Annotated in this window: 22 protein-coding genes; 9 read left to right on the plus strand and 13 right to left on the minus strand. The window is 73.8% G+C overall.

The genetic code is table 11. The annotated features are described in order from the left end of the window. Position 1 precedes the first annotated feature (1 nt). A complete protein-coding gene (locus tag GA0074696_RS17995; RefSeq protein WP_088962176.1) occupies positions 2 to 823 on the minus strand; it encodes an ATP-grasp domain-containing protein in 822 nt (273 codons plus the stop codon). A gap of 139 nt (positions 824 to 962) precedes the next feature. Between GA0074696_RS17995 and GA0074696_RS18000 the strand changes: the two genes are divergently transcribed. From GA0074696_RS18000 to GA0074696_RS18010, 3 genes are read left to right on the plus strand one after another with little or no spacing between them, the layout of a single operon-like run. Beyond that, a complete protein-coding gene (locus tag GA0074696_RS18000) occupies positions 963 to 1730 on the plus strand; it encodes a glycerophosphodiester phosphodiesterase (RefSeq protein ID WP_088962177.1) in 768 nt (255 codons plus the stop codon). A gap of 15 nt (positions 1731 to 1745) precedes the next feature. Beyond that, positions 1746 to 3134, plus strand: coding sequence for an MFS transporter (locus GA0074696_RS18005; protein WP_088962178.1), 1389 nt, complete (start codon positions 1746 to 1748; stop codon positions 3132 to 3134). Positions 3135 to 3177: 43 nt separating this feature from the next. Beyond that, entirely contained in the window at positions 3178 to 3894 is a 717-nt protein-coding gene (locus GA0074696_RS18010; RefSeq protein WP_088962179.1) for a thymidine kinase, read from the plus strand. Here GA0074696_RS18010 and GA0074696_RS18015 read toward each other — a convergent pair. Continuing rightward, complete coding sequence (locus GA0074696_RS18015; RefSeq protein ID WP_088962180.1) at positions 3891 to 4349, minus strand: Rv0361 family membrane protein; 459 nt, start codon at positions 4347 to 4349, stop codon at positions 3891 to 3893. The two genes, GA0074696_RS18010 and GA0074696_RS18015, sit on opposite strands and share 4 nt — an antisense overlap. Before the next feature lie 209 nt (positions 4350 to 4558). Here GA0074696_RS18015 and GA0074696_RS18020 point away from each other — a divergent pair, with 209 nt between their 5' ends. Continuing rightward, on the plus strand, positions 4559 to 4996 hold the full coding sequence (locus GA0074696_RS18020) for a DUF6194 family protein (protein ID WP_088962181.1): 438 nt from the start codon (positions 4559 to 4561) through the stop codon (positions 4994 to 4996). 42 nt (positions 4997 to 5038) lie between these two features. Continuing rightward, on the plus strand, positions 5039 to 5413 hold the full coding sequence (locus GA0074696_RS18025; RefSeq protein ID WP_088962182.1) for a VOC family protein: 375 nt from the start codon (positions 5039 to 5041) through the stop codon (positions 5411 to 5413). Between the two features lie 61 nt (positions 5414 to 5474). Here the strand turns inward: GA0074696_RS18025 and GA0074696_RS18030 are convergent, their stop codons facing one another. After that, positions 5475 to 6473: a tyrosine-type recombinase/integrase gene (locus GA0074696_RS18030; RefSeq protein WP_088962183.1), complete on the minus strand. Its 999-nt coding sequence runs from the start codon at positions 6471 to 6473 to the stop codon at positions 5475 to 5477. An 81-nt stretch (positions 6474 to 6554) separates the two neighbouring features. Here GA0074696_RS18030 and GA0074696_RS18035 point away from each other — a divergent pair, with 81 nt between their 5' ends. After that, positions 6555 to 7577, plus strand: a complete 1023-nt coding sequence (locus GA0074696_RS18035) for a helix-turn-helix transcriptional regulator (RefSeq protein ID WP_088962184.1) — start codon at positions 6555 to 6557, stop codon at positions 7575 to 7577. Here GA0074696_RS18035 and GA0074696_RS18040 read toward each other — a convergent pair. The 6 genes from GA0074696_RS18040 to GA0074696_RS18065 form a co-directional block, all read right to left on the minus strand. Beyond that, entirely contained in the window at positions 7567 to 7998 is a 432-nt protein-coding gene (locus GA0074696_RS18040) for an Hsp20/alpha crystallin family protein (RefSeq protein ID WP_088962185.1), read from the minus strand. The two genes, GA0074696_RS18035 and GA0074696_RS18040, sit on opposite strands and share 11 nt — an antisense overlap. 70 nt (positions 7999 to 8068) lie before the next feature. Further along, a complete protein-coding gene (locus tag GA0074696_RS18045; RefSeq protein WP_231925057.1) occupies positions 8069 to 8593 on the minus strand; it encodes a GNAT family N-acetyltransferase in 525 nt (174 codons plus the stop codon). A 113-nt stretch (positions 8594 to 8706) separates the two neighbouring features. Next, positions 8707 to 9120 carry a DUF6069 family protein gene (locus GA0074696_RS18050; protein ID WP_088962186.1) on the minus strand — a complete coding sequence of 138 codons (414 nt, stop codon included), beginning with the start codon at positions 9118 to 9120 and terminating at the stop codon, positions 8707 to 8709. Positions 9121 to 9195: 75 nt separating this feature from the next. Next, entirely contained in the window at positions 9196 to 9663 is a 468-nt protein-coding gene (locus tag GA0074696_RS18055; RefSeq protein WP_088962187.1) for a MarR family winged helix-turn-helix transcriptional regulator, read from the minus strand. A 52-nt stretch (positions 9664 to 9715) separates the two neighbouring features. Beyond that, positions 9716 to 10234 carry a DUF2087 domain-containing protein gene (locus tag GA0074696_RS18060; RefSeq protein ID WP_088964654.1) on the minus strand — a complete coding sequence of 173 codons (519 nt, stop codon included), beginning with the start codon at positions 10232 to 10234 and terminating at the stop codon, positions 9716 to 9718. Positions 10235 to 10289: 55 nt separating this feature from the next. Beyond that, entirely contained in the window at positions 10290 to 10787 is a 498-nt protein-coding gene (locus tag GA0074696_RS18065) for a MarR family winged helix-turn-helix transcriptional regulator (RefSeq protein WP_088962188.1), read from the minus strand. Between the two features lie 68 nt (positions 10788 to 10855). Between GA0074696_RS18065 and GA0074696_RS18070 the strand changes: the two genes are divergently transcribed. After that, positions 10856 to 12085 carry an MFS transporter gene (locus GA0074696_RS18070; RefSeq protein WP_088962189.1) on the plus strand — a complete coding sequence of 410 codons (1230 nt, stop codon included), beginning with the start codon at positions 10856 to 10858 and terminating at the stop codon, positions 12083 to 12085. 4 nt (positions 12086 to 12089) lie between these two features. On the opposite strand, the gene GA0074696_RS18075 is transcribed toward GA0074696_RS18070, so the two are convergent. Together GA0074696_RS18075 and GA0074696_RS18080 are read right to left on the minus strand one after the other, a co-directional pair. Then, a complete protein-coding gene (locus GA0074696_RS18075) occupies positions 12090 to 12485 on the minus strand; it encodes a cupin domain-containing protein (protein ID WP_088962190.1) in 396 nt (131 codons plus the stop codon). 70 nt (positions 12486 to 12555) lie between these two features. Beyond that, positions 12556 to 13041 carry a GNAT family N-acetyltransferase gene (locus GA0074696_RS18080; protein WP_088962191.1) on the minus strand — a complete coding sequence of 162 codons (486 nt, stop codon included), beginning with the start codon at positions 13039 to 13041 and terminating at the stop codon, positions 12556 to 12558. 110 nt (positions 13042 to 13151) lie between these two features. On the opposite strand from GA0074696_RS18080, the gene GA0074696_RS18085 reads away from it, so the two are divergent. After that, complete coding sequence (locus GA0074696_RS18085) at positions 13152 to 14675, plus strand: glycosyltransferase family 39 protein (protein ID WP_088962192.1); 1524 nt, start codon at positions 13152 to 13154, stop codon at positions 14673 to 14675. 8 nt (positions 14676 to 14683) lie between these two features. Here the strand turns inward: GA0074696_RS18085 and GA0074696_RS18090 are convergent, their stop codons facing one another. Continuing rightward, the gene (locus tag GA0074696_RS18090; protein WP_088962193.1) at positions 14684 to 15421 is read right to left on the minus strand and encodes a class I SAM-dependent methyltransferase; all 738 of its coding nucleotides are present in this window, start codon (positions 15419 to 15421) and stop codon (positions 14684 to 14686) included. An 8-nt stretch (positions 15422 to 15429) separates the two neighbouring features. Then, a complete protein-coding gene (locus GA0074696_RS18095) occupies positions 15430 to 16011 on the minus strand; it encodes a hypothetical protein (protein ID WP_157746002.1) in 582 nt (193 codons plus the stop codon). A 199-nt stretch (positions 16012 to 16210) separates the two neighbouring features. On the opposite strand from GA0074696_RS18095, the gene GA0074696_RS18100 reads away from it, so the two are divergent. Then, complete coding sequence (locus tag GA0074696_RS18100; RefSeq protein ID WP_231925058.1) at positions 16211 to 16732, plus strand: maleylpyruvate isomerase N-terminal domain-containing protein; 522 nt, start codon at positions 16211 to 16213, stop codon at positions 16730 to 16732. Position 16733: the final 1 nt, after the last annotated feature.

The following is a 16733-nucleotide window of genomic DNA, read 5'->3' on the forward strand; positions in this document are numbered from 1 at the left end:
CCTAGCCGCCGGCCAGGAAGCGACGCAGGGAGGTGCTCAGCGCCGCCACGAACTCGTCCCGCACCTCGGCGGCGACCAGGTCCAGCGACAGGTACGGGTTGAGGTCCTCCAGCTCCACCAGCAGCAGCGCCCCGTCGACGGTGCGGCAGGCGTCCACCCGCTGCACGCCGTGGGCCAGGGTGTTCCAGCGCACGAAGCGGCGCGCGAAGTCCAGGTCCGCCCCGGTGGGCGCGTACGGCGCCAGCGCCCAGCGCCGCCGCGGGTCCGGGCCGTGCAGGGCGTACTGGAAGGCGTCGTCGACGAAGTAGAAGGACACCTCGTACCGGAAGGGCACCCGCGGCTGGATCAGCGACTGCCCGTCGACCGCCTCGGCGAGCCGGTCGCCCGCGACGAACCGCAGCCCGACGGAGTCGGCGCCGGCGATCGGCTTGACCACGTACTCGTCGGTCGGCGGCAGCCGGTCGACGTCGGCGAGCCGGTCGACGGTCGGGATCACCGGCTCGCCGGCGGCGGTCAGCTCCACCAGGTACCGCTTGCCCGCCATGTCGCCCCGGCCGGTCAGCGGGTTGTACACCCGCACGCCCCCGGCCAGCGCGGCGGCGCGGAACGCCTGGTACGCCTCCCGGTAGGCCAGGACCGGGCCGCTGTTGCGGACCACGACCGCGTCGAAGCGGTCCATCAGGGCGGCCGCGTCGCGCGGATGGCACAGCGCCAGGTCGAAGTCCTCGCGCAGCCGGGAGGTCAGGAAGACGTCCTCGTCGCCGTAGCGACGGCCCTGCGCCGGGTAGGCCAGGTCGGTGACGAACAGGATGCTGGGCCGCACGCGTCTCCCCCGCCTCACGCCGGTCGCGGCGGGCGCGCCGCGACGTCGCAGGGCACCGTACCGGGTGGCCGGACCGGCGACACGGGGTGCCCGCCGGCCGGTCACCCGCGGGCCACCGGGGCGAGGCATACTGCGCTGCGTGCTGACCCGATCCGGCTACCTCGACGCGCCCGCGCCGCTGGCCTTCGCCCACCGCGGCGGGGCCGCCGAGGGCGACGAGAACACCGTCGAGGCGTTCGCCCGGGCGGTCGGCCTCGGTTACCGGTACGTCGAGACCGACGTGCACGGCACCGCCGACGGGGTGGCCGTGGTCTTCCACGACGCCACCCTTCAGCGGGTCACCGGTGAGCGGGGACGCATCGCCGACCTGCGCTGGGCGGACCTGGCGTCGGTACGCGTCGGCGGGGCGGCGGTCGTACCCCGGCTCGACCAGGTGCTGGCCGCGTGGCCGCGGGTGCGGTTCAACATCGACGTGAAGGCCGACGGCGGGGTCACGCCGACGGTCGAGACGGTGACCCGGGCGGGCGCGGCCGGCCGGGTGCTGCTGGCGTCGTTCAGCGACGCCCGGCTGATCCGGCTGCGGGCCCTGACCGAGGGTCGGGTCGCGACCGGCCTCGGCATGCGCGGGGTGGCCCGGCTGCGGGTGGCGTCGCTGCACGGCTGGCGGCTGCGGCTGCCGCCGTCGGTGGTGGCCGCGCAGGTGCCGCCGCGCTACGGGCGGGTGCCGGTGGTGGACCGGCGGTTCCTCGCCTACTGCCACCGGTTGGGGTTGCAGGTGCACGTCTGGACGATCGACGAACCTGCCGAGATGCACGACTTACTTGATCTTGGGGTGGATGGCATCATGACCGATCACGTCGGCGTGCTGCGCGACGTCTACCGCAGCCGCGGCCACTGGGCCGCCTGAACACCGAGGAACCCCATGGCCGAGACCGTCACCCCCGCGGTGCAGGACCCACCGCCGGCGAGCACCCGCCGGGAACGCCGCGGCTGGTACCTCTACGACTGGGCCAACTCGGCGTTCCAGACCACCGTCATCACGGTCTTCCTCGGCCCGTTCCTCACCACCGTCACCGAGCTGGCGGCCGGCTGCGAACTCGGCGCGGACAGCTGCGACGGATACGTGCACCCGCTGGGCATCCGCGTCGCTGCCGGCTCCTACTACCCGTACCTGATCTCGCTGTCGGTGTTCCTCACCGTCTTCGTGCTGCCGGTCATCGGGGCGATCGCCGACCGGTCGACGCACAAGAAGCGGCTGCTCGCCGGCGCGGCGTTCACCGGCGCGGGGGCCACCATCGCGATGGCCTTCGTCACCGGCGAGCGGTACCTGCTCGGCGGCGCGCTGTTCCTCGTCGCCAACATCGCCTTCGGCGCGGCGGTGGTCGTCTACAACTCGTTCCTGCCGCAGCTCGGCGGCCCCGACGAACGCGATGCCATCTCCAGCCGGGGCTGGGCCATCGGCTACCTCGGCGGCGGGCTGCTGCTCGCGCTGAACCTGGTCGCGGTGACCGTGCTCAGCGAGGAGGGCAACCCGCAGCGCACCCTGGACCTGGCCCGCTGGTCCATCGTGTCCGCCGGCGTGTGGTGGGCGGTGTTCACCCTGGTGCCGCTGCGCTGGCTGCGCGAACACCCCACCGCCGCGGCGCTGGCCGGCGGCGGCAACGTGCTCACCGACGGCTTCCGCCAGCTCGGCCGCACCCTGCGCGAGGTCAAGGCGTACCCGCTGACGCTGTTCTTCCTGCTCGCGTTCCTGGTCTACAACGACGGCATCCAGACCGTGATCACCCTCGCCAGCCAGTACGGCACCGAGGAGCTGAAGCTGGAGCAGAGCACCCTGATCGTGACGATCCTGCTGGTGCAGTTCCTCGCCTTCGGCGGGGCGCTCGCCCTGGGCGCGCTGGCCCGGCGCATCGGCGCGTGGAAGACGGTGCTGCTGTCCCTGGTGCTGTGGACCGGCGTGATCATCGCCGCGTTCCGGCTGCCCGCCGAGGCGCCGCTGCCGTTCATGGCGCTGGGCGGGGCGATCGGCCTGGTCCTCGGCGGCAGCCAGGCGCTGAGCCGGTCGCTGTTCAGCCAGCTGATCCCCACCGGCAAGGAGGGCGAGTACTACGGCTTCTACGAGATCAGCGACAAGGGCACCAGCTGGCTCGGGCCGCTCGCCTTCGGGCTGGTGTTCCAGCTCACCGCCTCCTACCGGGTGGGCCTGGTCTCACTGCTGATCTTCTTCGTGCTGGGCTTCGCGCTGCTGGCCGCCGTGCCGATCCGCCGGGCCATCCTCGCGGCCGGCAACACCCCACCGAAGGTGCTCTGAGCCGAACCGATCGGGGCGCCTCGATGGACTAGGCTGCCCCGACGTGACCGACGACGCCGCTGCCGCCCCCACCTGCCTGGCCCGACCGCTGCCGGGCCCGGACGAGAACGGCATCGGCTGTGCCGCCGCCCGCGGTGTCGACGGGCGGCCGTTGCACGCCGCCGCGCTGAAGTTCTTCTGGGGGCCGATGGACTGCGGCAAGTCCACCATGGCGTTGCAGATGAACTACAACCACGCCCGGCAGGGCCGCCGCGGCCTGGTCACCACCCGCATCGACCGGTCGCTGGGCCCGCAGGTCACCAGCCGCATCGGCCTGGCCCACTCCGCCGTCGAGGTCACCGACTCCCTCGACCTGCGCGCGCTGGTCCGCGACACCTGGGCCGAGGGGGTACGCGTCGACTACCTGATCTGCGACGAGGCGTCCTTCTACAACGTCGAGCACGTCGAGCAGATGGCCGAACTGGTCGACGGCTACGACGTCGACGTGTACGCCTTCGGCCTGGCCACCGACTTCCGGTCCTGCCTCTTCCCCGCCGCGCAGCGGCTGTTCGAGCTGGCCGACGAGGTGGCCCGGATCCAGATCGAGGTGCTCTGCTGGTGCGGCCGGGAGGGGCTGCTCAACGCCCGGGTGGTCGACGGGCGGGTGGTCCGCGAGGGCGCGCAGGTCGTCATCGGCGACACCGCGGACACCGCCGACGTGCGCTACCAGGTGCTCTGCCGGCGGCACTACCGCTCCGGCGACCTCGGCCCCCGCTCCTAGAACGGGTCCCCGCAGACCCGCCACTCGCCGTCTTCCTTCACCACCGGCAGCCGGCGTTCCTCGGCGGCCCCACCCTCGCGGGTGACGCGGACGGTCACCTCACCGATCGGGCGGCCCGCCTTGGTACGCACCGACACGTCCAGGATCTCGTAGCCGCTGACCACCGGCGGGGTCTTCACCCAGCCGGTGAAGCCGACCTCGCTCCACCGGCTGCGCGCCTGGTCGCAGAGCCGGTCGTACGCCCGGTCGACCTCGCCGGCGGACAGCTCCCGGAAGAACCCGTCGGCGGTCTCCCGCACCGGGCCGCCGGCCTGCAGCACCACCTGCGCGTTCCAGGCGCCCAGCCCGGCCACGCCGACCAGGCACAGCGCCATCGTCAGGCCACCCAGCAGCAGACCGGTGCGTACCGGCCGGCGGGGCCGGGCCGGTCGGGTCCACGCCTGCTCACCGCCCATCACCTGCGACCGTATGCGCACCGTCCGGTCCGCGCAGGAACATCGCCCCCGCTGCGCGGCGCGCTCACCGACGTCGCCGCCGACCCCGGCGCGGTCGCGGTGGTGGTGCTCTGTTGAGGGGTTACCGCCCCAGTTGAGGGTTGAGCCGGTCTTCGCGCGCGAAGTCCGGCTCAACTTTCACAAGGAGCTTCAATGAAAAAATTAAAGTCATGGACGCCGGTGACATGAAGCAACACATCTGCGACTCGTACGAGGGGGTCACCGCCGTTGACGGCGGCGGCGACACGTATCTCGTCTACGACCCGCTCGGTGACCTGCCCGCCGACCGGTGGCTGCCGTTCGCCACGATCGTGACCGGCGACCGCTACGACACCGCCTCGGCGTTGGACCGGCCAGGGGCGTGGCGGCTCAACATCGGGCTGACCCGGGCGCGGTACCTGTCGTTGTTCCCGACGCCGCCGGCCGCCGTGGATCACACCCGCGCCGACACGCTGCTGCCGCACCCGGTCTACGCCCCGCAGCACTGGGTGTGCGTGGTCGACCCCGGCCCGGCGACCCGGGACCTGGTCTCCGAACTGCTCGCCGACGCGTACGACTTCGCCGTCCGCAAGCACGCCAACCAGCGCCGCCGCCGGCACGCCGACTGAACCTGCCAGAAGATGTCAGGTACCTGCGGCAGGGTTGCGGTCATGACAGTCACCGCCGACCTCGCCATGGTCAACCTGGACAGCTCCGCCCCGGCCGCGCACGCCGACTTCTACCACCGCGTCCTCGGCTGGGAGATCACCCACAGCGAAGCCGACTACGCCATGATCAGCAGGCCCGACGGCGTCTCGATCGGGTTCGGCCGGGTCGACGGCTACCAGCCGCCGCGCTGGCCCGACGAGGCCGCCGCCAAGCGCTACCACCTCGACCTGTACGTCGACGACCTGACCGTCGCGGAGAAGGAGTTCGTGGCGGCCGGTGCGACGAAGCCCGAGTTCCAGCCCGGCGACGGGCGCTGGGTGGTGCTGCTCGACCCGGTGGGCCAGCCGTTCTGCATCTGCCCCCGCCCGCGCGGCTGACGGCCGTCGCCCCCGGCCCGGCCGGGAGCGAGGGTGGGTCCTCCGCCTGGCGCGGCGCGGGTCAGCCGCGGCGGCGGGCCCGCGCCGCCCAGATCGCGTACGCCGGGTCCCGGTCGAGGTTGTGCCGGTCCCGGTCGTAGCGGCGGGTGGTGCGCGGGTCGGCGTGACCCATGGCGTCCTGCACGTCCTCCAGCGGCACGCCCTCGGAGCGGGCGGTGGTGGCGAAGGCGTGCCGCAGCGAGTGCGGCGACAGCTTCGCCGCCGCCGGAATGCCGGCGGCCAGGGCGAGCCGGCGGACCAGCCGGAACACCGAGTGCCGGTCGAGTCGACCGCCGGTGGCGGTGGCCAGCAACGGGCCGGTGAGCTGCTCCACGCCCACCCCCTGCGCGGCCGCCCGGTCGGCCAGGTACGCGTCGACGGCGTACGCGGTGCCGGGGGTCAGCGCCCGACGGCGTGGCTTGCCGCCCTTGCCGACGAACCGCACGCTGCGGTGCCCCCGCTCGGCGCCCAGGTCGTCGAGGTTCAGCGAGACCAGCTCCCCCACCCGCAGCCCGAGGTCGGCGAGCAGGGCGATGGCGGCCCGGTTGCGGGCGGCGGTCGGGCCGGTGTCGGTGTCGGCGGCGGCCAGCAACGCGTCCACCTCCTCGGGGGTGAGCCCGACGGTGGCCGAGTGGTCCCGGTCGACGCGCGGCCGGTCGGCGCCGGAGACCGGGTTCGCCTCCACCGCCCGCAGCTTGACCAGGAAGTCGTACCAGCTGGAGAGCGCGGAGAGCTTGCGGGCCACGGTCGCCGGGGTCAGCGGCCGGCCGGTCCGCGCGCCGAGGGTGGCCTCCAGGTCGCGGCCGTAGGCGTTGACGTCGAGGAAGTTGGCGTGCAGCGGGTCCAGCTGACGGGCGGCGCACCAGGCCAGCCAGCCGGCGATGTCCCGCCGGTACGCGGTGCGGGTGTGCTCCGACAGCCGCCGGTTGCGCAGCCACGCCTCGGTGAAGTCGACCGGCCCGGTCGGCAGGGCGGGCCGGGCCGAGGCGCGGGGCAGGACCGGGACGTCAGAACGCAGCATGTGAAAAAGGCTCTCAGCCTCGGCGGCCAATGACCACGAGGCGCGCCCGAGCGGATCCGTGGCGCGCGCTACCGTCGTCGGGTGCGCGCCAGCCGGCTGGTCTCCCTGCTGCTGCTCCTGCAGACCCGGGGGCGGATGACCGCCCAGGAACTCGCCGAGGCGCTGGAGGTCTCGGTGCGTACCGTCTACCGCGACGTCGAGGCGCTCGGCGCCTCCGGCGTCCCGGTGTACGCCGACCGGGGCCCGGCCGGCGGTTACCGGCTGCTCGGCGGCTACCGCACCCGGCTGACCGGGATGACCTCGGACGAGGCGGCGGCGCTGTTCCTGGCCGGGGTCCCCGGGCCGGCCGCGGAACTCGGCCTCGGCGCGGTCCTCACCGCGGCCGAGTTGAAGCTGCGCGCCGCCCTGCCGCCGGACCTGGCCGAGCAGGGCGACCGGATCCGGCAGCGGTTCCACCTGGACGCGCCCGGCTGGTTCCGGGACCCGGAACCCACCCCGCACCTGACCGCGCTGGCCGAGGCGATCTGGGAGGAGCGCCTGGTCGATCTCCGCTACCAGCGGTGGAAGCGCCCCCGCGAGGTCAGTCGGGTGCTGGCGCCGCTGGGCGTGGTGCTCAAGGCCGGCCGCTGGTACCTGGTGGCCCGGGCCGGGGAGCAGGTCCGCACCTACCGGGTCGCGGCCGTCCTGGCGCTGACCGTGCGCGACGAGCGGTTCGACCGGCCCGCCGACTTCGACCTGGTCGCCTTCTGGCGCGAGTGGACCGACCGCTACGAGCGCGGCGTCTACCGCGACGAGGCCCGGGTGCGGGTCACGGCGGCGGCGCTGGAGTTCATGGCGTACGTCTTCCCGCCGGCGATGAGCCGGGCGGCCCGGGCGGCGGCCGAAGCGCCGGACGCGCACGGCTGGCTGCACACGACGGTGCCGATCGAGTCGGTGCGGCACGGGCACACCGAGCTGCTGAAGCTGGGTGCGCAGGTGGAGGTGCTCGCCCCGGCGGAGTTGCGGGAGCTGATGGCGGCCACCGCCCACGCGATGGCCGCCATCTATCCGGGGCCGGCGGACGCGCCGCCCACGTCCACCGGCGATCCCACCGTCACGAGGTGAGCTGCTTGTGCCCGTTGCCGCTGCTGCCGGCGGTGACGGTGACCCGGCGCGGCTTGGCGCGCTCCGCGATCGGGATGCGCAGCGTCAGCACGCCGTTGTCGTACCCGGCCTCGAGGCGGTCGGCGTCGAGGGTGTCGCCGAGGAACAGCTGCCGGGTGAAGGTGCCCATCGGACGTTCGGCGGCGACCAGCTCGACGTTGTCGCCGGTGGGGCGGCGCCGCTCGGCGCGGACGGTCAGCACGTTGCGCTCGACGGTGCAGTCGATGCTGTCGGGGTCGACGCCGGGCAGGTCGAACGCGGCGTAGAAGTGGTCGCCGTCGCGGTAGGCGTCCAGGTGCATGACGGCGGGGCGGCTGGTGGTGCCGAACAGCTGCTCGGCGAGCCGGTCGATCTCACGGAACGGGTCGGTACGCATCAGCATGGTCGTGCCTCCTCGGTTCTCCTGGCCGAAGGTGCCGTAGTTGAGTCCGTACGACTCAACTTCCTCTTCTCTATCTAGCGCGCCGCGCGCCCGGCGTCAACTCACAGAGGACCTTCTCGAACCAGTGCTCGGCGTACACGTCGTCGTTGTAGGCGGGGATCTCGAGATAGCCGTGCCGGGCGTACAGGGCGCGGGCCTCGACCAGGTCGGCGCGGGTGTCCAGCCGGATCCGGTCGGCCCCGAGCGCGCGGGCGTGCCGCTCGGCGCCGGCCAGCAGCGCGGCGCCGCCGCCGTGGCCCCGGTGGGCGGGGTGGACGAAGACCCGGGTCAGTTCCGCCCAGCCCGGCCGCAGCCGCAGCCCGGCACAGCCGGCGGGTCGGCCGTCGCGGTACGCCACCAGCAGCAGCCCGGTCGGCGGGACGAGGTCGTCGCTGGGAGATTCGGCCACCGCCGCCTCGACCTCGCCGGGCCGGAGGTCCCGGCGGTGGTAGCGGCGGACGATCTCCTCGAAGTAGCGCCGAAGCAGAGCCGCCGCGTCGGGGTCGGCGGGCCGGGCCGGCATCAGCGTCCAGGTGCTCGGGTCAGTGGTGCGCACCCGTCGATCCTCGCGCCCGGGTCAACGCAATTCCGCTGACGACGGGACCGGCCCGGCCGGGGACGCGGCGGCGGCGCCCCCGCATCGGGGACGCCGCCGTCAGCCGTCGGTCGTCAGCGGGCGCGCCGTGGCAGGAAGGCGATCAGCACCGCGGCGACGGCCAGGTGCATCGTCCCCAGCATCACCTTGGCGCCGGTGGTGGCCTCGGTGGCGACGACGGGGACGAGGGAGAGCAGGGCGATCAGCACCGCGAGCGCGATCCAGACAACGGTGGCCCGCCGGCCGGCGAAGCGCTCCAGCAGGACCAGTCCGGCCCAGCCCACCAGCGCCGAGCCGAGGGAAAAGACGATGACCGGCACGACGCCGACGACGAACGCCGGCTGCCCGGGATTTACGACGGTGTAGTCGACGCCGGCGACGGCGCCCACGGTCCAGAGCACGACGCAGGTCAGGACGGTGACGGCCACACCGAGTGCGCGGCGGCGCAGGGACGAGGTCGTGGCGGTGGGATGCGCGGTCGCGGTCATGCGTGCTCCTCGGTCAGGGAACCAGACAGGTGCGACCGTACCAGATAGTTTTGTTCGGAACTATCCTGCTCGGGACTAGCAGGCGGGGTGCACGCCGCAGGCTCCGCCGCCGGCCAGCCGGCCGCCGGCCAGGGCGCTGATCGAGCGCAGGAACACGGCGCGGTCGGCCTCGGGCAGGGTGGCCAGCACGTCCCGCTGGATCCGGCCGGCGATCTCCTGCGCCTCGTCCAGGACCTTCTCCCCCTCCGGGGTCACCTCGACCAGCCGCGCCCGCCGGTCGCTCGGCGAGGGCAGGCGTCGGGCCAGGCCCGCGCCCTCCAACTGGTCCAGGGTCACCACCATGGTGGTCTTGTCGATCCCGCACAGCTCGCCGATCTGCCGCTGGGTCAGTCCGCCGGGCCGCGCCTTGAGCAGCACGCAGTGCGCGCGCGGGGAGATGCCCAGCCGGGCCAGGCCGGCAGCGTGCTCCGCCATCAGCGCGTGACTCGCCCAGGAGAGCAGGAACATCAGGTCGGGTGAGCCATCGAGCGAGCGGGAGGTCATGCCCCGAGGCTAACAACACCGTCCGGCACCAGATGGTTTGCGCCCCGGACGGTCACGGCCCGATGCGCCAGTAGATCCCCTGCTCACGGGCGAGCAACTGCTCGTCCACCAGGTGGCGACGCAGGGTCACGTGGTCCGAGCCGCCGCCGTCGCACCAGCGCCGCAGGATCTCGTCGACCGCCGGTTCCGGGTAGCGCACGCCCGGCTCGAACGCGGCCACGACGTGGGCCAGCAGCACCCGCCGCCGGCCGCGCTGCGCCGGCAGCCGCACCACCACCCCGTCGCGCAGGAAGCTGCGCAGCACCCGGTCCGTCGGTTCGTCCGCGGCGGCGTCCGGTGCCGGTGTCCGCGCGGCCTCGCGGAACCGGTCGGCGTCGACCCGCAGGTCAGCGCCCGCGTCGACGATCACCCCGGCGTCGACCAGGCGCCGCAGCGCGGTGAGCACCTGCCGGGTCGGCAGGCCGGTGCGGTCCGCCACCGCCGTCGCGTCGGCGGCGCCGAGCACGATCGCCGCGAAGACCTGTCGCCGTACGTGGTCGGCGAGGGCGCCCGCCAGAGCCTGGGCCGTCATGCCGGCCACCCTGCCAGCCGGCTCACCGGCGACGCCAGGCGTTTTCCCGGCCGGCTCAGGCCGTGGTGCGTTCCGCGTGCAGCGAGACCCGCCGCAGCAGGTCGGCCAGGAGTCGGCGCTCGTCCGGGGTGAGCACGCCGAGCAGCCGGTGCTCCTCCTGGCCGATCACCTCTATCGCCGCGTGCCAGGCCGCGCGCCCGGCCTCGGTCAGCTCCACGTCGACCCGGCGCCGGTCCACCGTCGAGGGGATGCGCCGCACGAAGCCGCGTCGCTGCAGGGCGTCGACCCGGGCGGTCACCGAGGCGGGCGCCATCGCCATGTCGTCGGCCAGCTCGCCGGGGGTCGCCCGGCCGCGCCGCCCGGCGAGGGCGTGCAGGGTGTCGTACTCGTGGGCGGGCAGGCCGAGCTCGGCCAGGGAGCGGTCCTTGACCGTGCGCAGGTGCCGGGTGAAGCCGGACATCCGGGTGACCGCCCCCTCGACGTCGGGGTCGAGTTCCGGCAGCACGGGCAGCCAGCGCTCGATGTGCCGATCGGTGCGGTCGCGTGCGGTCATGTCGCCACTGTACGTCGACAGCTAAATATTCGTTGACGAAATGTTCGGTGTCGAAATAGCTTGGCGGGGTGACACATCCACTCCGCGTACGCTCCTTCCGGCTGCTGTTCCTCGGCCGCACCGTCTCCGGCCTGGGCGACGCGGTCGTACCGGTCGCCCTCGCCCTGGCGGTGCTCCGCGCCACCGGCTCCACCGGCTCGCTGGCCCTGGTGCTGGCCTGCGCCATGGTCCCCCGGCTGCTCCTGCTGCCCCTGGGGGGCGTGGTGGCCGACCGGTTCCACGCCCAACGGGTCGCCGTGACCACCGACCTGGTGCGCTGCGCCGCGCAACTGGTGGTCGGGGTGCAACTGCTCGCCGACACCCCCTCGCTGACCCACGTCGCGGTGGCCGCCGCGGTCGGCGGCGCCGCCTCCGCCTTCGCCATCCCCACCGCCGCCCCGCTGGTCGCCGGCACCGTCGAGGCCGACGGGCGGCAACGCGCCAACGCCCTGCTGGGGGTGACCGCCAACGCCAGCCGGCTCGCCGGCCCCGCCCTGGCCGGGCTGCTGATCTGGGCCGCCGGCCCCGGCTGGGCGTTCATCCTCGACGGGATCTCCTTCGCCGTCAGCGCCCTGCTGCTGGCCGCCATCCGGGTCCGGCACGTGCCGGTGCCGCGCCGCTCCCTCGGCACCGACCTGGTGCGCGGCTGGCGGGAGGTGCGCGCCCGCGACTGGTACTGGACCAGCCTGGTCGGGCACGGCGTGTGGAACGGCGCCGCGGCCGTGCTGATGACCCTCGGCCCCGCGGTCGCCGTCGACCGCCTCGGCGGCGAGGGCGTGTGGGTGCTCATGCTCCAGGGCGGGGCCGTCGGCATGCTGGCCGGATCCCTGGCGGCCGCCCGGTTCCGGCCCCGCCGGCCCGTCCTGGTCGGCAACCTCGCCCTGGCCACGTACGCGGTCCCGCTGGCGTTGCTGGCCGCCGCGGCGCCCGCCCCGGCGGTGATCGCCGCGTACTGCCTCGCGCTGACCGCGCTGGGCTTCCTCAACCCGGTCTGGGAGACCGTGGTGCAGGGGCAGTTCGCGCCCGAGGTGCTCGCCCGGGTCACCTCGTACGACTGGCTGATGTCGCTGGGCGCGATGCCGATCGGCTACGCGGTCGCCCCGCTCGCCGCCGGAGCCTGGGGCGCGTCCGCGCCACTGGCCGGGGCGGCGCTGCTGGTCGCGCTCGCCTGCGCCGGCACCGCCGCCGTGCCGGGCGTACGGCGGCTGGCCTGGCCCGCCGCCCCGGCGCCGGAGCGGGCCGGGGCGGCGGTGGGCTGACCGGTCAGAGCACGTGGCCGGTGGTGGCGTCCACGTGCTCGGGGATCTCGTCGTGCCGGTCCCCGACACTGGGCGTGCCGGAGGGCTCGAACATCAGGATGGACGCCCCGTCCGCCGAGGACGGCCGGTGCGGGGTCCCGCGTGGCACCACGTACACCGCGCCGCGCGGCAGCACCACCGTCCGCTCGCCGTCGCCGTCGCTGTCGCGCAGCGCGATGTGCAGCTCGCCGTCGAGGACCAGGAAGAACTCGTCGGTGTGGTCGTGGACGTGCCAGACGTGCTCCCCGGCCACCTTCGCGATCCGTACGTCGTACTCGTTGACCCGGGTGACGATCCGCGGGCTCCACAGCTGGTCGAAACCGGCCAAGGCCACCGCCAGGTCGATCGGCTCATCGCTCATCGGCCCATCCTGGCACCGCCGCGCCCGCGCGGGTGGTCCCCGGCGGGGCGCTCGGCGTCCCCCGCAGGGCTCAGAGGAAGCGGTGCATGATGTGCAGGCCGACCCGCTTGCCGTCGGGCAGCGCGAACGCCTCCGGCACGGTGCCGATCACCGTGAACCCGAGCCGCCGGTACAGCTCCACCGCCCACGTGTTGGACTCGGCAACCGCGTTGAACTGCATCGCCGCGTACCCCTGCCGGCGGGCCCAGTCCAGGGCGTACTCGACCATCGCCCGGCCGACGCCCCGGCCCCGCGCGTCGGCGGAGACCATGAAACTGGCCGTGGCGACGTGCGCGCCGGGCCCGGGCTTGTTCGGGCCGATCTTCGCCGTGCCGAGGACCCGATCACCGTCCAGGGCGACCACGGTCACCCCCGGCGGCGCCTCCACCCACATGGCGCGTGCCGACTCCTCGGTCAGCTTCGGGTCGTAGACGAAGGTGTCGGCGGCGGCGACGACCTCCCGCACGATCGACCACACCTGCGGCCAGTCGGCGTCGGTGAACTCTCTGATCAGCATCGGGGCAAAGCTAACCGCAGCCCCGCCGCGACGCCAAATGGATTCGACGGTGCCGAACCGTGACCGGAACGGGACATCGGGGTACGCACCCGAGCGGTCACCATGGGAGCGTGGCCGTTCCCGTCACCGACCGCCCGGACTCGGCAGCTCCCGCCGGGCCGCCGCCACCCGGACCCCGCACGAACGGGCCGTGGCTGGCCGCCGGCGCGGTCACCGTCGTGCTGCTGGCGCTCGCCCACCGGTACGGCTACCACCGCGACGAGCTGTACTTCCTGCTCTGCGGCCGGCACCTGGACTGGGGCTACGTCGACCAGGGGCCGCTCGTCCCGGCCCTGGCCCGGGCGATGGACACCCTCGCCCCGGGCAACCTCGTCGTGCTGCGCACCCCGTCGGCGCTGATCGCCGGGGCCGCGGTGCTGCTGGTGGCGGCGCTGGCCCGCCAGTTCGGCGCCGGACGCGGCGGGCAGCTCCTCGCCGCGGGCACCGCCGCGGTGGCCGGGGTCGTCCTCGCCGCCGGGCACCTGCTCAGCACCACCACCGTGGACCTGCTGGTCTGGCTGGCCGCGGCGTACTGCGCGGTCCGGGTGCTGCGCGGCGACCCGCGCTGGGCGCTCGGCCTCGGCGCGGTACTCGGCGCCGGGATGCTCAACAAGCTGCTGCCCGCGCTGCTGGGCGTGGGCCTGCTCGCCGGGGTGGCGATCGCCGGGCCGCGCCGGCTGCTGCGCGACCGGTGGGTGCTCGCCGGCGTGGCGCTGGCCGCGTTGCTCGCCGCGCCGAACCTCGCCTGGCAGGCCGCGCACGACTTCCCGCAGCTCGCGGTCGCCTCGTCGATCGCCGACGGGGACAGCTCCTACAGCGGCCGCCTCGACGCCGTCGTGCTGCAACTGCTCATCATCAGCCCGATGGCGGTGCCGATCTGGGTCGCCGGACTGTTCGCCCTGCTGCGCCACCCTCGGTGGCGGGCCTACCGGGCGTTGGGTTGGGCCTGGCTGGTGGTGTTCGGCATCGTGCTGGTGGCCGGCGGCAAGGGCTACTACGACGCGCCCCTGCTGCTGGTGCTCACCGCCGCCGGCGCGGTCGTCACCGCCGACTGGGCGCGTACCGTGCCGCGTCGGGTCCTGCTGGCCGCCGCCGCTGTCGTCGCGGTCACCGGGAGCGCGGTGCTGCTGCTGCCCACGCTGCCCGCCGACCGGCTGCCCGGCTTCGTCGTCGAGGTCAACTACGACGCCGGGGAGACCATCGGCTGGCCGGCGTTCGCCGACTCGCTCGCCGCCGTGCACCGTGGGCTGCCGCCCGAGCAGCGGCAGCGCGCGGTGATCCTGACCGGCAACTACGGCGAGGCCGGCGCCGTCGCCCGCTACGGCCCCGCACGCGACCTGCCCCGCGCCTACTCCGGGCACAACAGCATGGCCGAATTCGGCCGGCCGCCCGCCGACGCCGACGTGGTGATCGCGGTCGGCTGGGACCGCCCCGACCAGCTGCGCGGCTGGTTCCGGCAGGTCACCCTCGCCGGTCGGGTCGACCAGCGTGTCGACGTGGAGAACGACGAGAACGGCGGCCCGATCTGGCTCTGTCAGGGCCTGCGGCGCCCGTGGGACCAGATCTGGGACCAGGAGGTACGCCACGCCGGCTGAGCGGAGCGTCAGACCGCCGTCGCCACCACCACGAACTCGCCGTCGTCCCCCGCACCCACCGGTTCTCCCTGCCAGCCACCGTGAATGCGCTGCACCCTGAATCCCGCCTGGGCGAGCGAGTCCCGCAACTCCCCCTCGGTACGGAACCGCAGCACCGCGTCGCCGCGCAGCTCGCCGTCGGCGAAGCCGAAGTGCCGGGTGAATCGCACGACGCCGTCCCGGGCGTCGGTCACCTCGGTCCAGGTGACCACGACGGAACCGTCCGGCAGGTGGACGGACCGCCGCGAGTCGACCGGGTTCCACCGCTCCCAGCGCCGGTCTGCCGGATCCCGGGAGTCGAAGAGCAGCCGACCACCCGTACGCAGCGCCCGACGCAGCGCGGCGAGGACCTGCCGCCACTCGTCGTCGTCCACCACGAACTGCGCCACGTGGCTGGTCATCAACGCCGCGTCGTACGCCCCACCGGGCAGCACCTCCGCGCCACCCTCGAGCCAGGTGACCCGGTCCGCGCCGGGCTTGGCGCGGGCCGCGTCCAGTGAGGCGCGGGCCGGGTCGACGCCGGTGACGGTGTGCCCGGCGGCGGCCAGGGCGAGCGCCAGCCGGCCGGTACCGCAGCCGAAGTCCAGCACCCGGGCGGCCGGCTCGGCGCCGACCTCGGTGCGGAAGAAGTCGTCGTCGGGGCCCCACGGGCACTCGACGTCGTAGACCGCGACGAGGCGGGGATCGGTGAACTCCGCGTTGCGCACCGCCGCACCTATCCCACCGGGCCGGAGGGAGCAAACCGGAAGTGGATCCCGTTGGGAGCGGCGGCATGCGCCAGCCCGGTGATGTCGCTGAATTCACTGAGCCGAGCGAGGGCCGCGTCGGCGGTCACCGTGTCGCTCAGCGACACGGTGATGCCGGCAAAGTGCAGCCAGGCGTCTGCGGCGACCGATTCGACTCCCAGGCTGTCCAGGTCACCGGACACGTTCGCCCGGACCCGGATGGCCAGGTCGCGCTGCTCCAGTATCTGCACGTGGATCGCGTCATAGCGGTGGTGCGCGAAGTAGTAGACGCTGGCCTCGCCCGGCTCGGCGAATCGTGAGCTGCTGGCCCTCCGGCCTGCCATGCTGCGCCACCCGTCCGCCTGGATCGGCAGCCACTCGAGGTCCAGGGTGAGTGGACTGCTCCCGTGATCGCGCGACACCGGCTGGAAGGGGAAGTGAAAGCTCCAGGTCAGCTGCGGTGCCAGTCCCAGCGTCGGGTTCTCGAACAACAGCCCCCGCCACTCACCGCCCTCGGCCGGAACGAAATCGCTGCGGTCCAGGGCGTCCTCGTCACCGACCTCGTCGATCATCGGTGCAGTCTGCCACCGCAGGGAAGCAAGCATTGGCCCGGCTCGTGGCGTACCTGGAACATGTCCTGTCTGGTTCGGTCTGACATGCCCGCTCAATGAGGACACCGCGTCATCCGAGGGCGCGCGGCCCGTGCCGCGCGCTTGCGTCGGCTGTGAAACTCGCTGTCCGGCTGTCGGAGCACGGTGATAGACAGCCGGAGTGGAAAAGACTCTGGAGTTCCCCGAGCTGCTGCGGCTGATCGACGAACGGTCGACCGCCTTCCGCGCCGCGGTCACCTCCGCGCCCAGCCTCGACGTGCAGGTGCCGACCTGCCCCGAGTGGACGCTGTTCGATCTGGTGCAGCACCTGGGCGAGGGGCGCCGCTCCTGGGCCGCCACCATCGCCGCAGGGCCAACCGCGTCGGCCAAGTCCGCATCGGAGGGCCCGGCTGCGCCTCGGGAGCGCGAGGCCCTGCTGGCCTGGTCGGCCGCGTCGACGCAGCAGCTACTGGACGCACTGCGGGAGGCCGGCCCGGATCACGGTTGCTGGACGTGGTGGGGTACGTCGCAGTCGCCGCAGACCTGCGGTGCCGTCGCCCGACACCAGCTCCAGGAGATCGCGGTGCACACCTACGACGCTCAGGTCACTCTGGGCGCCCCGCAGCCGCTGCCGGACGAGGTGGCACTCGACGGTGTCGAGGAGTTCCTGTTCGGGGTTGAGGAAGAGCGGTACAGCGGTTAGC

The organism is Micromonospora purpureochromogenes (assembly GCF_900091515.1).
GTDB lineage: Bacteria > Actinomycetota > Actinomycetes > Mycobacteriales > Micromonosporaceae > Micromonospora > Micromonospora purpureochromogenes.

Coding starts and splice junctions, on each gene's coding strand:
- GA0074696_RS18095 (WP_157746002.1), bottom strand. CDS start 16,011: ATGATCGACGAGGTCGGTGACGAGGACGCCCTGGACCGCAGCGATTTC.
- GA0074696_RS18015 (WP_088962180.1), bottom strand. CDS start 4,349: ATGGGCGGTGAGCAGGCGTGGACCCGACCGGCCCGGCCCCGCCGGCCG.
- GA0074696_RS18030 (WP_088962183.1), bottom strand. CDS start 6,473: ATGCTGCGTTCTGACGTCCCGGTCCTGCCCCGCGCCTCGGCCCGGCCC.
- GA0074696_RS18080 (WP_088962191.1), bottom strand. CDS start 13,041: ATGCTGATCAGAGAGTTCACCGACGCCGACTGGCCGCAGGTGTGGTCG.
- GA0074696_RS18020 (WP_088962181.1), top strand. CDS start 4,559: ATGGACGCCGGTGACATGAAGCAACACATCTGCGACTCGTACGAGGGG.
- GA0074696_RS18040 (WP_088962185.1), bottom strand. CDS start 7,998: ATGCTGATGCGTACCGACCCGTTCCGTGAGATCGACCGGCTCGCCGAG.
- GA0074696_RS18065 (WP_088962188.1), bottom strand. CDS start 10,787: ATGACCGCACGCGACCGCACCGATCGGCACATCGAGCGCTGGCTGCCC.
- GA0074696_RS18005 (WP_088962178.1), top strand. CDS start 1,746: ATGGCCGAGACCGTCACCCCCGCGGTGCAGGACCCACCGCCGGCGAGC.
- GA0074696_RS18055 (WP_088962187.1), bottom strand. CDS start 9,663: ATGACCTCCCGCTCGCTCGATGGCTCACCCGACCTGATGTTCCTGCTC.
- GA0074696_RS18025 (WP_088962182.1), top strand. CDS start 5,039: ATGACAGTCACCGCCGACCTCGCCATGGTCAACCTGGACAGCTCCGCC.
- GA0074696_RS18060 (WP_088964654.1), bottom strand. CDS start 10,234: ATGACGGCCCAGGCTCTGGCGGGCGCCCTCGCCGACCACGTACGGCGA.
- GA0074696_RS18050 (WP_088962186.1), bottom strand. CDS start 9,120: ATGACCGCGACCGCGCATCCCACCGCCACGACCTCGTCCCTGCGCCGC.
- GA0074696_RS18075 (WP_088962190.1), bottom strand. CDS start 12,485: ATGAGCGATGAGCCGATCGACCTGGCGGTGGCCTTGGCCGGTTTCGAC.